We start from the raw sequence: 19,898 nt of genomic DNA, 5'->3' as shown, positions 1-19,898 counted from the left end.
CGCGATCCATTAACCCCGGTGTTGCAATTGGTTCTTGAGACCGCCTAAGGAAATGGAACATGCTTGAACTGCGGCCCAGCTGCGAACACTGCAATAAAGCCCTGCCACCGGCATCGTTGGAAGCGCGTATCTGCAGTTATGAATGCACCTTTTGTGCCTCCTGCGTCGATGCTGTGTTGGGCAATGTCTGCCCGAACTGCGGCGGCGGTTTCACACCGCGGCCCATCCGGCCTGCACGCAACTGGAAGAACGGGAATTATTTGGGCGGAGACCCGGCGTCCACGACGCCCAAGCATCGGCCGGTCGATCCGGGCATCCACGCGCTATTTGCGGCTGCGATACAAGACATCGCGCCCCAAGAGCGCTAGGCAGCGTACCCATTTTGGGAAAAATCCTACCTAGATGGAAACGGATCAGGATGATCAATACATGCGATGCGGCGCCAAGAGCGCGTCTAATCCCCCGCATTTTTTGTATCCTGCATCTGACCTTACTCCCTGACCGCACCATGGAACCCCGCGACACCGCGTCCGTCATCGTTCTCCCCAAACAGCTGCGCTACGAACATTTCGTGCGCGGCGTGGCTGCCAGCGGCGAAGTCTGGGGCCTGTACCAGGACGGCTGGGCCATCGGCAAGACCGACGACGGCGCGCTGGTGTTCCCGATGTGGCCCACGGCCGAGCTGGCTCAGCAGTGCGCCGTGCTCGAATGGACGGGGTATGAACCGCATACGTTTGCATTGAGCGAGCTGCTCGAGGAATTGCTCCCCCAGCTGGAAAGCGATGGCGTGCTGCCGGGAATTACCTACACGCCGGACGAATACGGACTCACGCCGTCCCACGCCACGCTGCGCGCCGACCTCGAATGGCGCATGCGCCAGCACCACGCACACACCGCACCCCCTCCACCCGAATAACACGAGACCATGCACACGCTGCCCTACGACGGCCTGGCCCTGGCCAGCCTGGATGAACAAATGTTGATGCCGGGTGACAAAGGTTTGCCCCTCACGGAGCCGCTGCGCCAGGGCGCCATCGGCGTGCAGGGCTGGAACGTGCTACATGCCGACACGGGTTTCCCGGTCGCGGTGCTGAAAACCGAGGCACTCAAACACAACCTCGAATGGATGCGCCAGTTTTGCGAATGCCATGGCGTGCTGCTGGCGCCGCACGGCAAGACCACGATGAGCCCGCAGCTCTTCGGCGCCCAGCTGGCCAATGGCGCCTGGGGCATCACGCTGGCCAGCGCCACCCAGGTGCAGGTCGCGCACCGCTTCGGCGTGCGGCGCGTTTTATTGGCTAATCAATTGATCGCGCCAGCTGACATCCGCGCCATCCTGGCCCTGCTGCATGGCGACCCGGATTTCGAATGCGTGGTGCTGGCCGATTCGCTGGCCGGCGTGGCGCGCCTGGCGCAGGCAGTCGAGGCCCATCCCTTGCAGCGCCCGCTGCCGCTACTCGTCGAGCTGGGTCTGGCAGGCAAGCGCGCCGGCTGCCGCACGCCGGAGGAAGCATTGACCGTGGCACGCGCCATCGCCGGCGCCCCCGGCCTGTTGCTGGCCGGCTTCGAGGGCTACGAAGGCTTGCTGGTGACCGACGACCGCGCGGCCGACCTGCGCGCCGTCGATGCATTCCTGGCGCAGCTGGTGGCGCTGGCGCAAAGCGCCAACGACGAAGGCCTGTTCACCGGCAGCGAGATCCTGCTCTCGGCCGGCGGTTCGTCCTATTTCGACCTGGTGGCGCGCGGCTTCGCCAGGGTGGGCAGCCTGTCGAAACCGGTAAAAGCCATCCTGCGCAGCGGCTGCTACCTGACCAGCGACCACGGCCTGTACCAACGGCACATCCGCGAGCTGAACGCCCGTGAAGACGAAGAAGAGAGCCTGCGCGCGGCGCTGGAAGTCTGGTCCATGGTGCAGTCGCGTCCCGAGCCCAACCTGGCGATCCTCACCATGGGCAAGCGCGACGCTTCCTACGATGCCGACCTGCCCACTCCGCTCTGCTGGCACCGCCCGGGGCCGGGTGTGCCGCACGCGCTCCCTGAAGGCGCCGCCATCGTCAAGATGAACGACCAGCACGCCTACCTGCGCCTGCCCGAGGGCCATCCCCTGTGCAGCGAACTGGCGGTGGGCGACCTGGTCGGCTGCGGCATTTCGCACCCCTGCACGACCTTCGACAAGTGGAAACTGCTGCTCGAAGTGGACGACAGTTACGCCGTGCGTGGCGCCATCAACACCTTCTTCTGAAAGCGGGGGGCGGTAGGCTACAATCCTCCCTCGTCCTTCGAGAGAGCCGCCATGCCCGCCACCCCGTCGTCGCTGTTTCCCCCGATTCAACCGCTGCGCCACGGCATGCTCGCGGTCGACGCGCTGCACACGATCTATTGGGAAGAGGTAGGCAACCCGAACGGCATCCCGGTGCTGTTCCTGCACGGCGGCCCCGGCGCCGGCCTGTCGCCCCAGCACCGCCGCTTCTTCGATCCGCAAGCCTACCGTGTGATCCTGTTCGACCAGCGCGGCGCCGGCAAATCGACGCCGCTGGGCGAGTGGCGCGACAACACGACGCAACTGCTGATCGACGACATCGAGCGCCTGCGCGTGATGTTCGGCATCTCGCAGTGGCTGGTCTTCGGCGGTTCCTGGGGCTCGACCCTGGCGCTGGCCTATGGCCAGGCGCATCCGGAACGCTGCCTCGGTTTCGTGCTGCGCGGAATCTTCCTGTGCACGCAGGCCGAAGTCGACTGGTTCCTGCACGGCGTGCAGTGGTTCTACCCCGAGCTGTACGAGGAATTCATCGAACCGATCCCGCAAAGCGAACGCGGCGAGCTGCTGCAGGCCTATGCGCGCCGTTTGCTGTGCGACGACCCGGCCGTGTTCTGGCCGGCGGCGCGCGCCTGGAGCCGCTTCGAGGGCCGGCGCGTGTTCCTGCTGCCGCAGGAAGAAGAGCAGCCATCCGACACGCTCGACCTCGGCGTGGGCCGCCTGGAAGCGCACTATATGGCGAACGGCGCTTTCCTGTCGGAAGACCAGCTGGTGCGCAACATCGGCCGCATTTCTCACCTGCCCGCCGTGATCGTGCAGGGCCGCTACGACGTGATCTGCCCGCCGCTGTCGGCGCACCGCCTGCACAAGGCCTGGCCGGGCGCCAGGCTGCGCATGATTCCCGACGCCGGCCACGGCGCCCTGGAAACGGGCATTGCGCGGGCGCTGGTCGGGGCCACCGAGCAGTTCAAGCGGAACCGGCGCTTCGATTGACGATTGCCCTTGTACGCGCCTGCTACACTACGCCTGACACACCCACAACGCCAAGAAACGTGTTTCCATGAATATCCAGATTAGCGACATCGGCCACATGATCCAGCTGGCGATCGCGCCCGTGTTCCTGCTGACCGGCGTGGCGACCAAGCTGACGGTGCTGACCAACCGCCTGGCCCGCATCATCGACCGCACCCGGGTGCTGGAAGACCGCCTGCACATCGCCGCCAACGACGAGTACACCGAAGAACTCGAAGTGCTGTACCAGCGCTCGCACCTGATCAACTACGCCATCACCTCGAGCACCTTCTGCGGCTTCCTGGTATGCCTGGTGATTGCGATGCTGTTCCTGGGCGACTCCACCAACATCAAGCTCGACAAGTACATCGCCGCCTCCTTCGTGCTGGCGATGGGTGGCCTGATCAGCAGCTTCGTCTTTTTCCTGCGCGAGATCTTCATCTCCTCGCGCTTCATGCGCATGCGCCACGACGCCAGCCTGGTGCCGCCGGTGCGCCGCGCCCAACCATAGAATCGAGTATTACATGCAAGACTACCAGCGCCCACCCACCTTGCACAGCTACGGCATGCGCAGCGACCTCGAGCAGGCGCTCACGGCCGGAAAATTCACGCTGCTGCCGTCCGGCGGTTTCCTGTCCCTGTCGTTCTCGCGCGAATGGAGCAAGAACCTGTTCGAAATCCTGTCGCCGGCCGACTGCTGCCTGGTGATCCACAACACCGAGGAATTCGGCGAACGCCTGCACCGCGCCGTGCAGCGCGCGCTGCCCAACTGGGCCGGCATCGACGGCGCCATCGAATACGGCGCCCGCTCGCCGCTGGGCGCCGCGTTCTCCAAGAGCGCGGGCCAGGCGCGCGAGAAGGAATGGCAGTTTGCATGGCGTTCGATGTCGCCGAATGCGAGTTTGAATCCGGTTGTCGTGCGCATCGGCAGCATCGAGCAGTTTGCCGAGTTGCGAGCGCCGGAGAGCCATTTGGTGTAAGTGGTTTGCGCGGGTACGACCGCGTGGGCACTCGTGCCCACGCGGTACAACGCTCGCAGATCGAAAACGAAGCAACGTTTAGAACCCCCTCTCCACGGATTCACGGTCTAATGCCGTGATGACCAATCCCGCCTACCCCCACCTGCTGCAGCCCCTCGACCTCGGCTTCACCACCCTGAAGAACCGCGTGATCATGGGCTCGATGCACACCGGCCTCGAAGACCGCTTCTACAACTACGGCAAGCTGGCCGCCTTCTACCGCGAGCGCGCAGCAGGCGGCGTGGGGCTGATCGTCACCGGCGGCATCTCGCCGAACCGGCAGGGCTGGCTGCTGCCGATGGGCGGCACCCTGAACTTCCTCGGCGACGTGCCGAACCACCGCCGCGTCACGCGCGCCGTGCACGAGGAGGGCGGCAAGATCCTGCTGCAGATCCTGCACGCCGGCCGCTACGGTTATCAGCCCTTCGTGGTCTCGGCATCCGATAAAAAATCGCCGATTTCTCCCTTCAAGCCGCGCGCCCTGAGCGAACGCGACATCGAGTCCACCATCCGCGCCTATGCGCGCTGCGCGAAACTGGCAAAACAGGCCGGCTACGACGGCGTCGAGGTGATGGGCAGCGAAGGCTACCTGCTGAACCAGTTCCTGTGCGCGCGCGTGAACAAACGCGAGGACGGATGGGGAGGCCCTATCGAAAACCGCATGCGCCTGGCGCTGGACGTGGTGCGCCGCATCCGCCAGGCCGTCGGCCCGAACTTCATCATCATGTACCGCCACTCGGTGCTCGACCTGGTCGAAGGCGGCAACACCTGGGACGAAGTGGTGACCGTGGCGCGCGCGCTGGAAGCGGCCGGCGTCACCATCCTGAACACGGGTTACGGCTGGCACGAGGCGCGCGTGCCGACCATCGTCACCTCGGTGCCGCGCGCGGCGTTCGCCAGCGTGGCCGGGCGCCTGCGGGAGGAGGTGGGCATCCCGGTGGTGGCTTCGAACCGCATCAACATGCCGCACGAGGCGAACGAGCTGATCGCGCGCGGCGACGCCGACATGGTGTCGATGGCGCGCCCCTTCCTGGCCGATGCCAGTTTTGTCGCGAAAGCCGCGGCCGGCCGCGCCGATGAGATCAACACCTGCATCGGCTGCAACCAGGCCTGTCTCGACCACACCTTCGCCAACCAGCGCGCCAGCTGCCTGGTCAATCCGCGCGCCTGCCACGAGACCGAACTGGTGTACGCCAGGACGGCCAAGCCGCGCCGCATCGCCGTGGTCGGCGCCGGGCCTGCGGGCCTGTCGGCGGCGACCGTGGCGGCCGAGCGCGGGCACGCAGTCACCTTGTTCGAAGCATCGAACCGCATCGGCGGCCAGTTCAACGTGGCCATGCAAGTCCCCGGCAAGGAAGAATTCGCCGAGACCATCCGCTACTTCGGGCGCAAGCTGGAGATGACCGGCGTGAACGTGCAGCTGAACCGCCGCGTCACGCGCGAGGAACTGCTGGCCGGGGCTTTTGATGAGGTCATCGTCGCCACCGGCGTGCGCATGCGCAAACCGGCGATTCCCGGCATCGAGCACCCGAAGGTGCTGTCCTATCTCGAGGTCCTGCGCGACAAGGCGCCGGTGGGAAAACGCGTGGCCATCATCGGCGCCGGCGGCATCGGTTTCGATACCGGCGAATTCCTGCTGCACGATCCCAGCCACCCGCTGCCGCAGCCGGTGGCCACCTGGACCGGAGAGTGGGGTGTCGACTTGAAGGTCGGCACGCCGGGCGGGCTGGTCAAACCAGTGCCGGCGCATCCCTTCCGCCAGCTCTGGCTCCTGCAGCGCAAGACCACGCGTCCCGGCGCGGGGCTCGGTAAAACCTCGGGCTGGGTGCACCGCGCGGCCTTGCAGCGCGGCGGCGCGACCATGCTGGCCGGCGTGCAGTACGACCGCATCGACGACGCCGGCCTGCACATCACGGTTGGCGGCGAACAGAAGCTGCTGGAAGTGGACAACGTGGTGATCTGCGCCGGGCAGGAGAGCCTGGACGAGCTGACGGCGCCGGGTGCAACTGGCGGGCCGGCTTTCCACAAGATCGGCGGCGCCGTGCTGGCGGCCGAGCTGGATGCGAAGCGGGCGATCCGGGAGGGGGCGGAACTGGCGGCGCGCCTGTAACGGGCGCCGTCAGCCGGAAAGCATCGGGCAAAAAAATGGACCGCAAGCGGTCCATTTGCCGTTCCAGGCCACCGTCCCAGAGGATTTACTTCTTGCGAACGACCACACAGCCGATCGAATAACCGGCGCCGAACGAGCAGATCACGCCATTCGCCCCCTGCGGAAGGTCGTCCTGGTATTTGTGGAAGGCGATGATCGAGCCGGCCGACGAGGTGTTGGCGTAGCTGTCGAGGATCACCGGCGCTTCGCTCGGCTCGGCGTCGCGGCCGAGCAGGGTGCGCGTGATCAGGAGGTTCATGTTCAGGTTCGCCTGGTGCAGCCAGTAGCGCGATACCTGCGGAATCTCCAGGCCGGCCGCTCCCACGGTCTCGCGGATCATCTCGGCGGCCATCGGGCACACTTCCTTGAACACCTTGCGGCCCTGCTGGCGGAACAGCTTGTCGGACGCGCCCACGCCGGATTCGTCGAAGCGGTTCATGAAGCCGAAGTTGTTGCGGATGTTGTTCGAGAACTTGGTCTTCAGTTTCGAATCGAGGATCTCGAACTGGTGCTCGCCGACGGCGCTGTCGGCCGCCTCGATGATCATCGCAGTGCAGGCATCGCCGAAGATGAAGTGGCTGTCGCGGTCGCGGAAGTTCAGGTGGCCGCTGGTGATTTCCGGGTTCAGCACCAGCACGGCGCGCGCCTGGCCGGTCTGCACGGCGGCCATCGCAGTCTGGATGCCGAAGGTGGCCGAGGAGCAGGCCACGTTCATGTCGAATCCATAGCCTTCGATGCCCAGGGCTTCCTGGACTTCGACCGCCATGGCCGGGTAGGCGCGCTGCATGTTCGAGGCGGCGACCAGTACCATGTCGATGTCGGCGGCCACGCGGCCGGCGCGCGCCAGCGCATCCTTGGCGGCGGCCACGCACATCTCGGCCTGCAGCGAGATCTCGTCGTCGCCACGCTCGGCGATGCGCGAGGTCATGTGCGCCGGATCGAGGATGCCTTCCTTTTCCATCACGTAGCGCGACTTGATGCCGGAGGCTTTTTCGATGAAGCCGCTGCTCGACGGTTCGAGGGCGGTGACTTCGCCCGCGGCGATGGCGGCGGCGTTTTCAGTGTTGTGCAGCTCGACGTAGGCATTGAACGCCGTCACCAGCTCGTCGTTCGAGATGGAATACGGAGGCGTAAACAGGCCGGTGCCGCTGATGACGACAGATTTCATGTTCGGACTTTCAAAGGAGATAAGGGGTGTTTCCCCAAGACTGACGGCGATTCTACACAATCGGGGGAGGCCTGGGAATTGTCGGGGTGACTATTTTGTAGGCAGATTATTCGGATTGGATGGCCAGTTTTTGCCAAGTCGATAAGGCAACGGTACGGTGGGCACTCTGTGCCCACGCGGAAGCCGGCATGGTGTTGGCCATGTTTGGATGTTCAGGCCTGCTCCTGGATAGTGTGTCTGGAAGCATGCCACGCGGCTGGGAACGGAGCCAACATGACGCGTCGTTCCGCGTGGGCACGGAGTGCCCACCCTACGGGCGCGGCAAACACACTAATCCTGCTTCGCCGCCCCCGCCAGCTTCGCCCCATCCTGCCGCGTCGACAACTGCATGCTTTCGCCCTTCAGGTGCTTCACCGCCTGCGCCAGCTGGAAGTCTGTGGCGCTGCCGTAGGCCAGCGGCTTACGCTGGCGCAGCTTGGCGAGCAAGGCCATCTGCTCCTCGATGTCGTCCTCGCGCGTGGCTTCCTCGGCGTCGCCGGTCAGGTGGTGCTCGAGGTCGGCCTCGCGCATGCGCAGGGCATTCAAACCGTCGTCCTCGGCGGTTTCGTCGACGGCAAAATCGGGCACGATGCCGCGCGCCTGGATCGAGCGCCCGGCCGGGGTGTAGTAGCGCGCCGTGGTCAGCTTCACCGCGGCATCGGTGCCGATCGGGCGGATGGTCTGCACCGAGCCCTTGCCGAAGGTCTGGGTGCCGACGATGCTGGCGCGCTTGTGGTCCTGCAGCGCGCCGGCCACGATCTCGGAGGCCGAGGCCGAGCCGGTATTTACCAGCACCACCAGCGGCAGCGTCTTGAACAGGTTCGGCACGCCGGCCAGCGGGTCGCGCCCGCTGCGCAGCATGTAGTACTCGGGCCGGCCATAGAAGCGCTGGCGCATCTCGGCCAGCTGGCCATTCGTCGACACGACTTCCACGCCCTCGGGCAGGAAGGCGGCGGCGACGCCGATTGCACCCTGCAGCAGGCCGCCCGGGTCGTTGCGCAAGTCGAGCACCAGGCCTTTCAGGTGCGGCTCCTTGCGCGCCAGCTCGGCCAGCTTGGCGGCCATGTCGTCGACGGTCGGCTCCTGGAATTGCGCGATGCGCATCCAGGCATAGCCCGGCTCGACGATCTTGGCCTTGACGCTTTTCTGCACGATTTCGCGGCGCTCGACGGTCAGCACCAGCGGCTGCGGCGCGCTGGCGCGGGCGATGGTCAGTGTGACGCGGGTGCCGGGCGTGCCGCGCATGCGCTTGACCGCTTCGTCCAGGCCGAGGCCGCGCACATCCGCGCCGTCGATGCGGGTGATCAGGTCGCCGGCCTGGATGCCGGCGCGTTCGGCCGGCGAATCTTCCATCGGCGCGACGATTTCCACATAGCCCTCGTCGCTCTGGCCGATCTCGATGCCCAGGCCGACGAAACGGCCCTCGGTGCCTTCGCGCAGTTCGCGGTAGGCGGCCGGGTCGAGGTAGCCGGAATGCGGGTCGAGCGAGCCGACCATGCCGTTGATGGCCTCGGTGAGCAGCTTGTCGCCCTTGACCGGCTCGACGTAGTCGGACTGGATGATGTCGACCACCCTGGACAGCTGGCGCAGGCCGTCGAGCGGCATGCTCGGCTCGACCGGCTTGTAGGCCAGCGCGGAAAACTGCATCGTGACCGCGACGCCGGCAACGACGCCGACAGCCAGCAAGCCGGTGTTTTTCAGAGTGGAACGCATAAGTAAATAGTGACGGCGTGATAAAGGCAGCACACGGCAGCCTGGCACGCATGAGATAGCGTAGGGCCAGTATAAACCCGATTCGCCCGCTTCCGCAGGGCGCAAGCGATCCGTGATGGCTTTGTCAAGGCGATTGTAAAGTCGTCTTTGCGTCCGGTAAGCAATTGTAAGAGTCACCGGTGCAGCCCGGCCGCAGACCCTATAGTGAATTGCAGTTTTTCTCTCTCCACACCCCAACAGTGGATTTTGCCCATGGCCCCCTCCATGGGCTTTTTTTTGCCCGGAGCCTCCATGAATCTGACACCTTTTGCACGCGCCGCCGCCCTGGCGCTGATCCTGCACGCCGGCGCCGCCACGGCCTCGCCCTTGATGGACCTGCGCGCCGACGACCTGCTGGCCATGGCGCCGGAACTGCGCAAGGCGCTGGCGCTGAACGCCAACCAGCAGCTGCTGTGGCAGCAAAGCGAACAGCGCACCCGCGCGCTGCTGCGCGAACGGCAAGGGCGGCGCGAACGCCTGCAGGCGCAGGCCGCGGCGCTGGCGAACAATCCGGGCGCCGAATTGCGCACGCTGGGCACGGCCGCCGACGCCGAAGCGCAGGCGAGCGCACAGGAAGACCAGGCCCTGCGCGCGCAATGGCTGCTGCTGAACGACGCCCTCGACGACCGCCAGCGCGCCGTGGTGCTGCGCTTCCTGGCCGACCAGCTGGAACGGGTGCGCGACGCCGCGCCGCCGCGCGGGGAGGGCGGCGGTGCGCGCGAAGGCGGCGGCCACGGCGGACCCGGCGGCCCCGGAGGACGTGGCCGTCCCGGCGGCGCAGGCGGCATGGGCGGCAACCAGGGCGGCGCGTCCATCGGTTTCTGAGGCCGTGTATCGAAACGTAACAAAGACAGCGGCAGCCACATTCCCGGCCCGGACCGCTGCTAGAATGTTTTGGTGATAAGGGGGAGCATGGCGGCAATCGAAGGACGGAGAGCGTAGGGACTGCGGCACTGACAATATAAGTACCGAACTATCGGTACTGGACAAGCAGACAATAACAACATGAGCAAACGCGATATCCGGCTCGACACCTTGCGCGGAATCCTGCTGGCCTTCATGACGCTGAACCACCTGGGCGTGATGGCGACCCGCCAGCCTTTCGGCTTCGTCTCGGCGGCCGAAGGCTTCATCCTGCTGTCCGCCTACACCTATGCGATCACCTCGCAGATCGCGCACGTCTCCTTCCTGGCCATGCTGCGCACCTCCGGCAAGCGCGCCTTCAAGATCTACAAGTACCACATCCTCTCGTTCCTGATCCTGCTGGCCGTGGTGCTGGCGCTGCCGGCCTACGACCGCTATTTCGGCCATTCCTTCGTCGACGACCGGTCGGTCATGAAGACCGTGGCCGGCGCCCTGCTGCTGGTGCACCAGCCGACCTACTTCGACATCCTGCCGATGTACATCGTCTTCGCCCTGCTCACGCCCGTGCTGCTGTACGCGCTGGACAAGGGGCAGGGCGCCTGGGTCCTGCTGGGCAGCGTGGCGCTGTGGGTGGCCGGCCAGCTGTTCGACCCGGTGCCGGCCGTGGCCGAGGCCTCGGGCATCAGCGGCAGCGACGGCTTCTTCAATCTGTTCGGCTGGCAGCTGCTGTGGGTGACCGGCTTGTACCTGGGCTACGCGCACAAGCACCAGGGCCGCACCGACCTGGCGCCGAGCCGCGCCTCGGTACTGATCGCCGCCGCCATCGTCGTGTTCTGCATCCTGGCGCGCCATGGCATCGTCGTGCTGCCGGCGGGGATCCAGTTCTACTTCGACAAGTCGGACCTCGGCTTCTTCCGCTTCGCGAACGTCATCGCCCAGCTGGTGCTGCTGCTGGCCCTGCTGCGCCTGGTCGACCGCCACGCCGGCCTGCCCTGGTTCCGCTTCATCGGCACCTATTCGCTGCAGGTGTTTACCTGGCACGTGCTGGTCGTGTACCTGGCCGAGCCGCTGACCATGCACGTGGCCGAACACTACGGCTTCGTGGCCAACATCGGCTTCGACATGCTGGTCGTCGCCAGCCTGAGCCTGCCCGCGCTGCTGTACCGGGAAGTGCTGAAGCGCCGCGCCAGGGCGGTCCGCCAGGCCCTTCCTGCGGCCCTGGCCCAGCCCGGGCCACCTTCGTGACCCCCTTTTTTTTGTACCGTGTTGTGTCTCCCGGCTTCGCGCCGTTCTTTTTGTAGATTGAGGATCATCTTGAAACGTACCCTTCTGAGCACCCTGACCCTGTCCGTGCTGGCCGCGTTTGCCCACGCCGGCAACGCCACCCCGACCAGCGCCCAGGTATCCGCGCCGATCTCCGGGATCGACACCCAGTTCATCGACAACTCGGTGCGTCCGCAGGACGACTTCTTCACCCACCTGAACGGCAAGTGGCTGAAGTCGACCGAGATCCCGGCCGACAAGGCCAGCTGGGGCACCTTCATGCAGCTGCGCGACGACGCCCAGGCCCACCTGCGCGAGATCATCGAAGCAGCCCAGAAGGAACAGGGCAAGAAGGCCGGCACCGACACCCAGAAGATCGGCGATCTGTACGCCAGCTTCATGGACGAAGCCAGGCTCGAAACCCTGGGCGTGAAGCCGCTGTCGGGCGAGCTGCAGCGCATCCGCGGCCTGAAGGATAAAAAGGCCGTGCCGGAACTGGTGGCCCACCTGTCGAAGATCGGCGTGGCGACCCCGTACGGCATCCGCGTCGGCCAGGATGCGCGCGCCTCCACCAAGTACGCCACCTACATCGGCCAGAGCGGCCTGGGCATGCCGGACCGCGACTACTACCTGAAGCTCGACGACAAGCGCATGGCGGACACCCGCGCCAAGTACGAAGCGCACGTGGCCCAGATCCTGACCCTGGCCGGCGAAAAGAACGCCGCGGCCCAGGCGAAAGCCATCGTCGCATTCGAGACCGAGCTGGCGCAGGTGCAGTGGACCAAGGTCGAGAACCGCGACCCGGTCAAGCGCTACAACAAGATGAGCCTGGCCGAGCTGGGCAAGCTGACCCCGGGCTACGACTGGAACGCGGCCCTGAAGGCATCCGGCATCGGCAACAAGATCGACTACATCATCGTCGCCCAGCCGAGCTACCTGACCGGCTTCAACGCGGTGCTGGCCAAGACCGACCTGGCCACCCTGCAGTCCTACTTCGAGTGGCAGCTGCTGCGCGAATACGCGCCTTACCTGTCGAAGGATTTTGTCGACGCCAACTTCGCCTTCTATGGCACCGTGCTGACCGGCGTCACCGAAAACCGTCCGCGCTGGAAGTCGGGCGTGTCGCTGGTCGAAGGCGCGCTGGGCGAATCCGCCGGCAAGCTGTACGTGGAAAAATACTTCCCGGCCGAGCGCAAGGCGCGCATGGAAGAACTGGTGAAGAACGTCACCGCCGCCTACAAGGAAAGCATCGATCACCTCGACTGGATGACCCCGGCCACCAAGGTCGAAGCCCAGGCCAAGCTGGCGAAATTCGTGCCGAAGGTCGGCTACCCGAACAAGTGGCGCGACTACTCGAAGCTGAGCATCCGTTCCGATGACCTGGTCGGCAACGTCAAGCGCGCTTCGGAATTCGGCTACAACCGCAACATCGGCAAGCTGGGCCAGCCGATCGACCGCGAAGAGTGGGGCATGACGCCGCAGACGGTGAACGCCTACTACAGCAGCTCGATGAACGAGATCGTGTTCCCGGCCGCGATCCTGCAGCCGCCGTTCTTCGACATGCGCGCCGACGACGCCGTCAACTACGGCGCCATCGGCGCCGTGATCGGCCACGAGATCGGCCACGGCTTCGACGACAAGGGCAGCCAGTCCGACGGCGAAGGCAATTTGCGCAACTGGTGGACCAAGGAAGACCTGGACGCCTTTAAAAAGCGCACCGACATGCTGGTCAAGCAGTACAACAGCTACAGCCCGCTGCCTGGCTATAACGTCAACGGCGAACTGACCCTGGGCGAGAACATCGGCGACAACTCGGGCCTGGCGATTGCCTACAAAGCCTACAAGATCTCGCTGAAGGGCAAACCTGCGCCTGTCATCGACGGTCTCACCGGCGACCAGCGTTTCTTCATGGGCTTCGGCCAGGTGTGGCGCTCGAAGATGCGCGAAGCCCAGCAGATCGTGCAAGTGAAGACCGACCCGCACTCGCCGGGCCAGTTCCGCGCCAACGGCACCGTGATGAACCACCCGGCCTTCTACGAAGCCTTTGGCGTGAAGGAAGGCGACAAAATGTACCTGGCGCCGAAAGATCGCGTCTCGATCTGGTAAAGTCACCGGTCCGGCCAAGCATACGGCCCGTACCTACGGGACGTATGCATATCTGACCTGACGGAAAAAACGGCCGGCGCTCACGAGGCGCCGGCCGCATCTCATTCAAGAGACATCATTCAAAACAGTGGAGAGACACACATGAAAAAGCACATGCTGAGCGCCCTGACGCTGGCAATGATTGCCGGTTTCGCACAAGCTGAAACCGGCGCCGCCGCAGCCGCAGCGACATCGAAAACCGCGAAAGCCCCGGTCCTGTCGGCCGGCATCGCCACCGAATACATCGAATCGAGCGTGCGTCCGCAGGACGACTTCTTCGAGTACCTGAACGGCAAGTGGCTGAAGAACGTCGAGATCCCGGCCGACAAGTCGAGCTGGGGTTCGTTCATGGAACTGCGCGAGAACACCCTGCCGCAGATCCGCGGCATCATCGAGAAAGCTTCCGCCGGCAACCCGGCCGCCGGCACCGATGCCCAGCGCATCGGCGACTTCTGGGCCAGCTTCATGGACGAAGCGCGCCTCGAGCAGCTGGGCGTGAGCCCTTTGAGCGCCGAACTGGGCAAGATCGCCGCCATCAAGGACAAGGCCGAGCTGCCGGCCGTGCTGGCGCGCCTGGGCAAGATCGGCGTCAACGTGCCGTTCGACTTCGGCATCCACCAGGACAACAAGGATTCGACCAAGTACGTGGCCGACATCTACCAGGGCGGCCTGGGCATGCCTGACCGCGACTACTACCTGAAGACGGACGATGCGAAACTGGCCGACGTGAAGGCCAAGTACCTGACCCACATCGAGAAGACCCTGGCGCTGGCCGGCGACAAGAACGCCGCCGCGAATGCAAAAGCCATCGTCGACTTCGAGACCGAGCTGGCCAAGGTGCAGTGGACCAAGGTCGAGCTGCGCGACCCGATCAAGGCCTACAACAAGGTCAACCTGACCGACATGGCGAAGATCGCCCCGAACTACGACTGGGCCAGCTGGCTCAAGACCACGGGCATCGAAGGCAAGACCGATTACGTCATCGTCAGCCAGCCGACCTACCTGAAGGGCTTCGCCGAGCTGTCGAACAAGACCTCGCTCGACACCTGGAAAGCCTACCTGGCCATGCACCTGGTGGACAGCTACAGCAGCTACCTGTCGAAGGCTTTTGTTGACCAGCGCTTCGACTTCTACGGCAAGACCCTGTCGGGCGTGACCCAGATCGAACCGCGCTGGAAGCGTGGCGTCGGCGTGGTCGAGCGTGCCCAGGGCGAAGCCGTCGGCAAGCTGTACGTGGCCGAGCACTTCCCGGCCGAGCGCAAGGCGCGCATGGAAACCCTGGTGAAAAACCTGCTGGTGGCCTACAAGCAGAGCATCGACAAGATCGACTGGATGAGTCCTGCCACCAAGAAGGAAGCGCAGGCCAAGCTGGCCAAGTTCACCCCGAAGATCGGCTACCCGAACAAGTGGAAAGACTACTCGGCGCTGGTCGTCAAGCGTGACGATTTGGTCGGCAACGTGATGCGTTCGCGCGTGGTCGAAGGCGACCGTGAGCTCAACAAGCTGGGCAAACCGATCGACCGCGAAGAGTGGGGCATGACGCCGCAGACCATCAACGCGTACTACAACCCGGAGATGAACGAAATCGTGTTCCCGGCCGCGATCCTGCAGCCGCCGTTCTTCGACGCGAATGCGGATGACGCGGTCAACTACGGCGGCATCGGCGCCGTGATCGGCCACGAGATCAGCCACGGCTTCGACGACCAGGGCGCACAGTACGACGGCGACGGCAACCTGCGCGACTGGTGGAGCCCGTCGGACCACAAGAACTTCAAGGCCAAGACCAAGATGCTGGTCGAGCAGTACAACGCCTTCGAGCCGCTGCCTGGCTACCACGTGAACGGCGAACTGACCCTGGGCGAGAACATCGCCGACAACTCGGGCCTGGCCATCGCTGCCAAGGCCTACCGGATCTCGCTGAACGGTAAAAAAGCGCCAGTCATCAACGGCCTCACCGGCGAGCAGCGCCTGTACATGGGCTGGGCGCAAGTGTGGCGTTCGAAGATGCGCGAACCGGCGCAGATCGCCCAGGTGAAGACCGACCCGCACTCGCCGGGCCAGTACCGCGCCAACGGCACCCTGAAGAACCAGCCGGGCTTCTATGAAGCCTTCAAGGTGAAGCAGGGCGACAAGATGTACCTGGCGCCGAAAGACCGCGTGATTATCTGGTAAGCCGCGGGCCGCCGGCCCGACCCGGTATCCTTGAAACACGAACAGGAAGCTGAAACCAGCGGCATGTGACGACCCGATCGATGCAACGATCGGGTCGTTTGTGTTTAGGCTGTTCACCTACCGCAGGCGAGCCAGAGCGCTCGTCCTACGTGTCGAAAAGGCATTACTTATTGCAACTATTTTAATTCCTAATGCCAGCTGATTTATAATCGGGTGCGTTCATTTGATGGAGTTACCACATGGCAGTTGAGAAGGGTGCTTGGGCTGTAGCGATCTTTGCGGCACGCGAGACGCCAGCGATGTTAATGGGCACCGTGAATGCCGCAATCGCTGCTTGTGCAGGCCGACAAGCGAGGATTGATGTCCTGATCAACGGTAACCCTGCGCTTGCCGAGCAATTCACTGCCGTGGCGCGGGCGATCGAATCCGACACCTGTATCCTGCGAATCTGGTCGATCGCGGCAGCCGACAAGGCGCATACCTGGAACGAATATATCCACCGCATCTGGGATACAGAAGGCATGGCGTTTTTCATCGACGGTTATGCACGCGTCAAGCCCGATGCGCTCGATGCCATCGCCCGTCACCTGGCCGCCACGCCGACTGCACTGGCCGCCAGTGGTGTGCCAAGCTGTGGCCGCTCCGCGAAACGCTTGCGCGAGCACATGCTGGCGAAAGGTGGTATCCATGGCAATCTGTATGCCGTGACCGCGGAAGGCATGCATGCCTTGCGCAACACGGGTTTCCGCATGCCGGTGGGGCTGTATCGAACCGACCCGCTCCTGGGCGCGGCCCTGACCTTCCGGCTCGATCCCGTGAACAGCCGATGGACTCGGGGTAGCGTGACAGTCGTTGCGGGCGCGACTTGGGATGTGGACGGGATCGCGGAGCTGAGCTACAAGAATATCGTCGCGTATTTCAAGCGGCGCCTGCGTCAGGCGCAGGGCGAGCTCGAAAGCCGCGCATTCCGCGAGCATACCTCGCTCAAGCGGCTGCCGCTGCACCTACTACCTGCCACGTCGCAGGCCATGGTCAACAACTGGATCGATGCGAATCCGGGCGAAGCACGTTCGCTGTTCCGCAAGAATCCATCCTGCCTGTATGCGGCGCGCCAGTTGCGGATCCCACGCAACTGGTCGGCGACGCAGGTGCCGCCGGTACTGCTGTACACACAAGGGTTTGAAGAGAAACTCTGCCGGGCTGGTTAAACCTGGCCAAGCCCAGGCCGCAGCGAGCCGATACGTGCGCATTCGGCATAAAATCCCTCGGCCAAAAATGAAATCACCCTGCAAGCCTGGTGGCTTGCAGGGTGAGCCCGGCTGTCGCAGGCTATGGCAGGCTTGTTAGCGAGGCACGATCGCGAACTGCGGGCTGAGGCCGTAGTTGGGCTTGACGGTACGGGCCATGAACATGGTCCAGGCGGCGGCGCCGTTCGGCAGGCGGGCGTCGACCGAGTAAGCCAAGGCCGGCTGCATGTTCGACGGGTAGCCCGCCACGCTCGATGCGTAGCCGGTCATCTCTCCCACTTTCAGTTTCAGGAAGGAGGCCATCGCCGAGCTGTTGCAGGCCAGGGCACGGAAGCCTTCCGACTGGCTAGCTTCCACCACTTGCGCCATTGTCGTGTACAGCGGGCTGGTTTCCGAATCGCGCAGGTTCATCGAGTACAGGGAGGCGTCGATCCAGCACATCTGGGTCATGCGCAGCACGGGCGCCTTGGCCTTCCAGGCCAGGAAGGTTCTGGCGCCGTCGTAGCCGAGTTCCGCCGCGTGGCCGATGGCCGAGGTGAAGAAGTCGTCCTGCCACGGTGCGATACCGCGCTTGCTGTTATAGATCACCGCGCCGATGTGGTCGATCACGCCAAACACGTTCGCAGCGGTGTTGTTCGTGTAGTTGTTGTTGTACCACTCCATGTTGTCCGCCAGGATGCCGGTGAAATGCGCCTTCAGGCGGTCGTTGTCCGGCGTGATGTAGGCCGCCTCTGCCAGGGTGCGCAAGCTCCAGGCCTGGCCACGGACCTGGTCGCGGTACACCAGGCCCTTGACGTTCTGGCGGTAGCCCGGGTTCGACATGAAGACGTTATACATGGCCCAGAACTGCAGCTCTTCCAAGTAGTAGTAATCGCCGGTCAGCAGGTAAGGCAGATAGGCGAAACCCGGCTGGTGCGACGAGTCATGCACGTTGGTCGAGGTGCAACTGGCGCCCGTCATGCATTTCGGGAAGGCTTCCAGCTGCTTGGTAGCCGGATTCTTGGTATCCGTCGGGGTACCCAGGACGGTCATGTACGGGTAGTCGATCAGGCTCACCGGACGGTCCGTGTTCTTGTCGCGGTAGTGCGCCGACCAGCTGCCGGCCAGGTCGGCCGTGCCCAGGGTGACGGTCTTGGCGCGCGGATCCATGCTCAGCAAATAGGTCGCAGCCCAGCCTGGCATGATGCCCAGATCGTTACGGCCGCCGGTGCTCGGCATATAGGGATTGGCCAGGCCCACGCCCATCGGTTCGATGGCGCTGCCGGTCCACTTCGACATCAGCGCGGTGAGGGCCGATTCTGGGGTGACCACGCTCTGGTCGAAATTCGGCACCGCGCGGCTGGCGATCAGGTAGGCAGTGTTCTGGCGCACGTGCACCTGTGGCGCCTGGCCCCACCAGAACAGCTTGCGCCAGCGGCTATGGTGGAAGTGGGTCAGGGCTGGCTTGTTATACATTTCCTGGCCACGTACCACGACCTTGGCGTCATAGGTGATGTTGCTCGGATTCGGCTCGTAGGCCCAGTTGTTTTCCAGGGTAACGTCGACACGCGCCTTCTTGATGCTGTCGTACCAGCGGATCGCGAAGCGGGCGGTGAGGTGGGGATGTTCCACGCCGGTGGCGCTGGTCAGCGGTGCCGACACTTGCCACTCGTTGGCAACGGCGCCCGACAGCCAGGTGTTGTATTTCCGGCCGCTCTTGATCAGGTCGTCCGCCGAAGCCCTATACTCGACCCCGTTGATCGTGGCGTGCACGGATGCGCTAAAGCCGTTCGACAGCAGCGCCTTCGGCGACATGCTGCCCGGGTCGTTCGGAGCATTCGTCTTCAGCAGCGCCATCGTGCGCGTTTCGTTGATGGCCAGACCAGGCAGGATGGCCGAGATCACGGCATGGCGTACCGAACCGTCCAGGTGGCTGGCCTTGACGTCGAGCTGCAGCGGGACCATGGTGCCGTTGTCGAGACGGCCGACCAGCATTTCGTTGCGCTGCAGGTCGCCGGCGGCGAATACCTGGCCGAAGGTGACCGGCGCATTCGCCTGGGCAGCGGTGCCGGTGTTTTGCAGGCGCACGTCGGTGACCGGGCCGTACACGGCGTAGCTGGGGGCCGGCGTTGCAACTGGAACGATCGGGGCGATGGCTGCCGGCATGGGCGCCGGGATCGAACCCGAGATCGGGGCGGTGATGGCGCCGCTGGCGGGAACGTCGGCAACCGGTGCGGTGCCAACTGGTACTGTAGCGACTGGCGCCGTGGCAACCGGACCGGTACCGATCGGGACAGGGATGGCCGGCACGGTGGTTTCGGCTTCTGCCGGCTCGGATTCGGGGGCGGCATTGCTGCCGGTATTTTCTTCGGTCAGTTCGATCGCTTCAGGATCGGTGCTGCTGGCCGGAATGGCCGCTTCAGGTGCCGGCGTGGCGACCGCTGCGGGTGCAGGAATGCTTGCCGAGGTGCTGGCCAGGCTGGTGTTCGAGCCCGAGCCGCCGCCGCCGCCGCCGCAGGCTACCAGGGTGCTACCGAATGCCGCGATTGCGGCAATTCGCATTGCAAGAGTATGGAGTGGGAGAGTCATGGCAGTCTTCAGGAAGTTACTGAGAGGCACAAATTATTGCCTCGTGGAATTCCTGAAGGTTACGCCAAAGCAAAATTTCGGAACAGCAAAATCAAGCTGCCTGTTCACAATTTCGCCCAAATACAACATAAACTTATCGCTTTTTTCACGACCATTATTCGGTTAATAAGCGATTTTGCTGTGTATTTATATTGCCTTTTTTTGCAGTAGCAAAATAAAAAAACCGCCTTTTCAGGCGGTTTCG

At 64.3% G+C, this 19,898-nt stretch carries 15 protein-coding genes; 12 read left to right on the top strand and 3 right to left on the bottom strand.

The window, feature by feature from the left end; all coding sequences use genetic code 11:
- Nucleotides 1–59 precede the first annotated feature (59 nt).
- From QWL29_RS10665 to QWL29_RS10635, 7 genes are all read left to right on the top strand, one after another.
- Nucleotides 60–368, top strand: a complete 309-nt coding sequence (locus QWL29_RS10665; protein ID WP_305822865.1) for a DUF1272 domain-containing protein — start codon at nucleotides 60–62, stop codon at nucleotides 366–368.
- A gap of 140 nt (nucleotides 369–508) precedes the next feature.
- A complete protein-coding gene (locus QWL29_RS10660) occupies nucleotides 509–916 on the top strand; it encodes a DUF2750 domain-containing protein (RefSeq protein WP_305822864.1) in 408 nt (135 codons plus the stop codon).
- 9 nt (nucleotides 917–925) lie between these two features.
- The gene (locus QWL29_RS10655) at nucleotides 926–2,242 is read left to right on the top strand and encodes an amino acid deaminase (protein WP_305822863.1); all 1,317 of its coding nucleotides are present in this window, start codon (nucleotides 926–928) and stop codon (nucleotides 2,240–2,242) included.
- Between the two features lie 51 nt (nucleotides 2,243–2,293).
- Nucleotides 2,294–3,250, top strand: coding sequence for a prolyl aminopeptidase (pip, locus tag QWL29_RS10650; RefSeq protein ID WP_305822862.1), 957 nt, complete (start codon nucleotides 2,294–2,296; stop codon nucleotides 3,248–3,250).
- A 67-nt stretch (nucleotides 3,251–3,317) separates the two neighbouring features.
- On the top strand, nucleotides 3,318–3,779 hold the full coding sequence (locus QWL29_RS10645; protein ID WP_229436144.1) for a DUF2721 domain-containing protein: 462 nt from the start codon (nucleotides 3,318–3,320) through the stop codon (nucleotides 3,777–3,779).
- Between the two features lie 13 nt (nucleotides 3,780–3,792).
- The gene (locus QWL29_RS10640) at nucleotides 3,793–4,248 is read left to right on the top strand and encodes a hypothetical protein (RefSeq protein WP_305822861.1); all 456 of its coding nucleotides are present in this window, start codon (nucleotides 3,793–3,795) and stop codon (nucleotides 4,246–4,248) included.
- 118 nt (nucleotides 4,249–4,366) lie between these two features.
- Nucleotides 4,367–6,397, top strand: a complete 2,031-nt coding sequence (locus QWL29_RS10635) for an NADPH-dependent 2,4-dienoyl-CoA reductase (RefSeq protein ID WP_305822872.1) — start codon at nucleotides 4,367–4,369, stop codon at nucleotides 6,395–6,397.
- Nucleotides 6,398–6,482: 85 nt separating this feature from the next.
- Here QWL29_RS10635 and QWL29_RS10630 read toward each other — a convergent pair whose 3' ends face one another.
- Nucleotides 6,483–7,604 (bottom strand): beta-ketoacyl-ACP synthase III, encoded by a 1,122-nt coding sequence (locus tag QWL29_RS10630; protein WP_305822860.1) that lies wholly within the window; start codon nucleotides 7,602–7,604, stop codon nucleotides 6,483–6,485.
- A 330-nt stretch (nucleotides 7,605–7,934) separates the two neighbouring features.
- On the bottom strand, nucleotides 7,935–9,356 hold the full coding sequence (locus QWL29_RS10625; RefSeq protein WP_305822859.1) for a S41 family peptidase: 1,422 nt from the start codon (nucleotides 9,354–9,356) through the stop codon (nucleotides 7,935–7,937).
- Between the two features lie 291 nt (nucleotides 9,357–9,647).
- On the opposite strand from QWL29_RS10625, the gene QWL29_RS10620 reads away from it, so the two are divergent.
- The 5 genes from QWL29_RS10620 (at nucleotide 9,648) to QWL29_RS10600 (ending at nucleotide 17,047) form a co-directional block, all read left to right on the top strand.
- A complete protein-coding gene (locus QWL29_RS10620; protein WP_305822858.1) occupies nucleotides 9,648–10,220 on the top strand; it encodes a hypothetical protein in 573 nt (190 codons plus the stop codon).
- Between the two features lie 180 nt (nucleotides 10,221–10,400).
- Nucleotides 10,401–11,504: an OpgC domain-containing protein gene (gene opgC / locus QWL29_RS10615; RefSeq protein WP_305822857.1), complete on the top strand. Its 1,104-nt coding sequence runs from the start codon at nucleotides 10,401–10,403 to the stop codon at nucleotides 11,502–11,504.
- A 69-nt stretch (nucleotides 11,505–11,573) separates the two neighbouring features.
- The gene (locus QWL29_RS10610) at nucleotides 11,574–13,628 is read left to right on the top strand and encodes a M13 family metallopeptidase (RefSeq protein ID WP_305822856.1); all 2,055 of its coding nucleotides are present in this window, start codon (nucleotides 11,574–11,576) and stop codon (nucleotides 13,626–13,628) included.
- 141 nt (nucleotides 13,629–13,769) lie between these two features.
- Entirely contained in the window at nucleotides 13,770–15,839 is a 2,070-nt protein-coding gene (locus tag QWL29_RS10605; RefSeq protein ID WP_305822855.1) for a M13 family metallopeptidase, read from the top strand.
- Between the two features lie 239 nt (nucleotides 15,840–16,078).
- Nucleotides 16,079–17,047 (top strand): hypothetical protein, encoded by a 969-nt coding sequence (locus QWL29_RS10600; RefSeq protein WP_305822854.1) that lies wholly within the window; start codon nucleotides 16,079–16,081, stop codon nucleotides 17,045–17,047.
- 135 nt (nucleotides 17,048–17,182) lie between these two features.
- Here QWL29_RS10600 and QWL29_RS10595 read toward each other — a convergent pair whose 3' ends face one another.
- On the bottom strand, nucleotides 17,183–19,627 hold the full coding sequence (locus tag QWL29_RS10595; RefSeq protein WP_305822853.1) for an RIFT barrel domain-containing protein: 2,445 nt from the start codon (nucleotides 19,625–19,627) through the stop codon (nucleotides 17,183–17,185).
- Between the last annotated feature and the right edge of the window lie 271 nt (nucleotides 19,628–19,898).

Origin of the sequence: Massilia brevitalea, assembly GCF_030711405.1 — a bacterium.
Taxonomy (GTDB): Bacteria; Pseudomonadota; Gammaproteobacteria; order Burkholderiales; family Burkholderiaceae_D; genus Telluria; species Telluria brevitalea.
The sequence above is the reverse complement of the archived record's forward strand: the minus strand, read 5'-3'. Positions and strand labels throughout refer to the sequence as shown.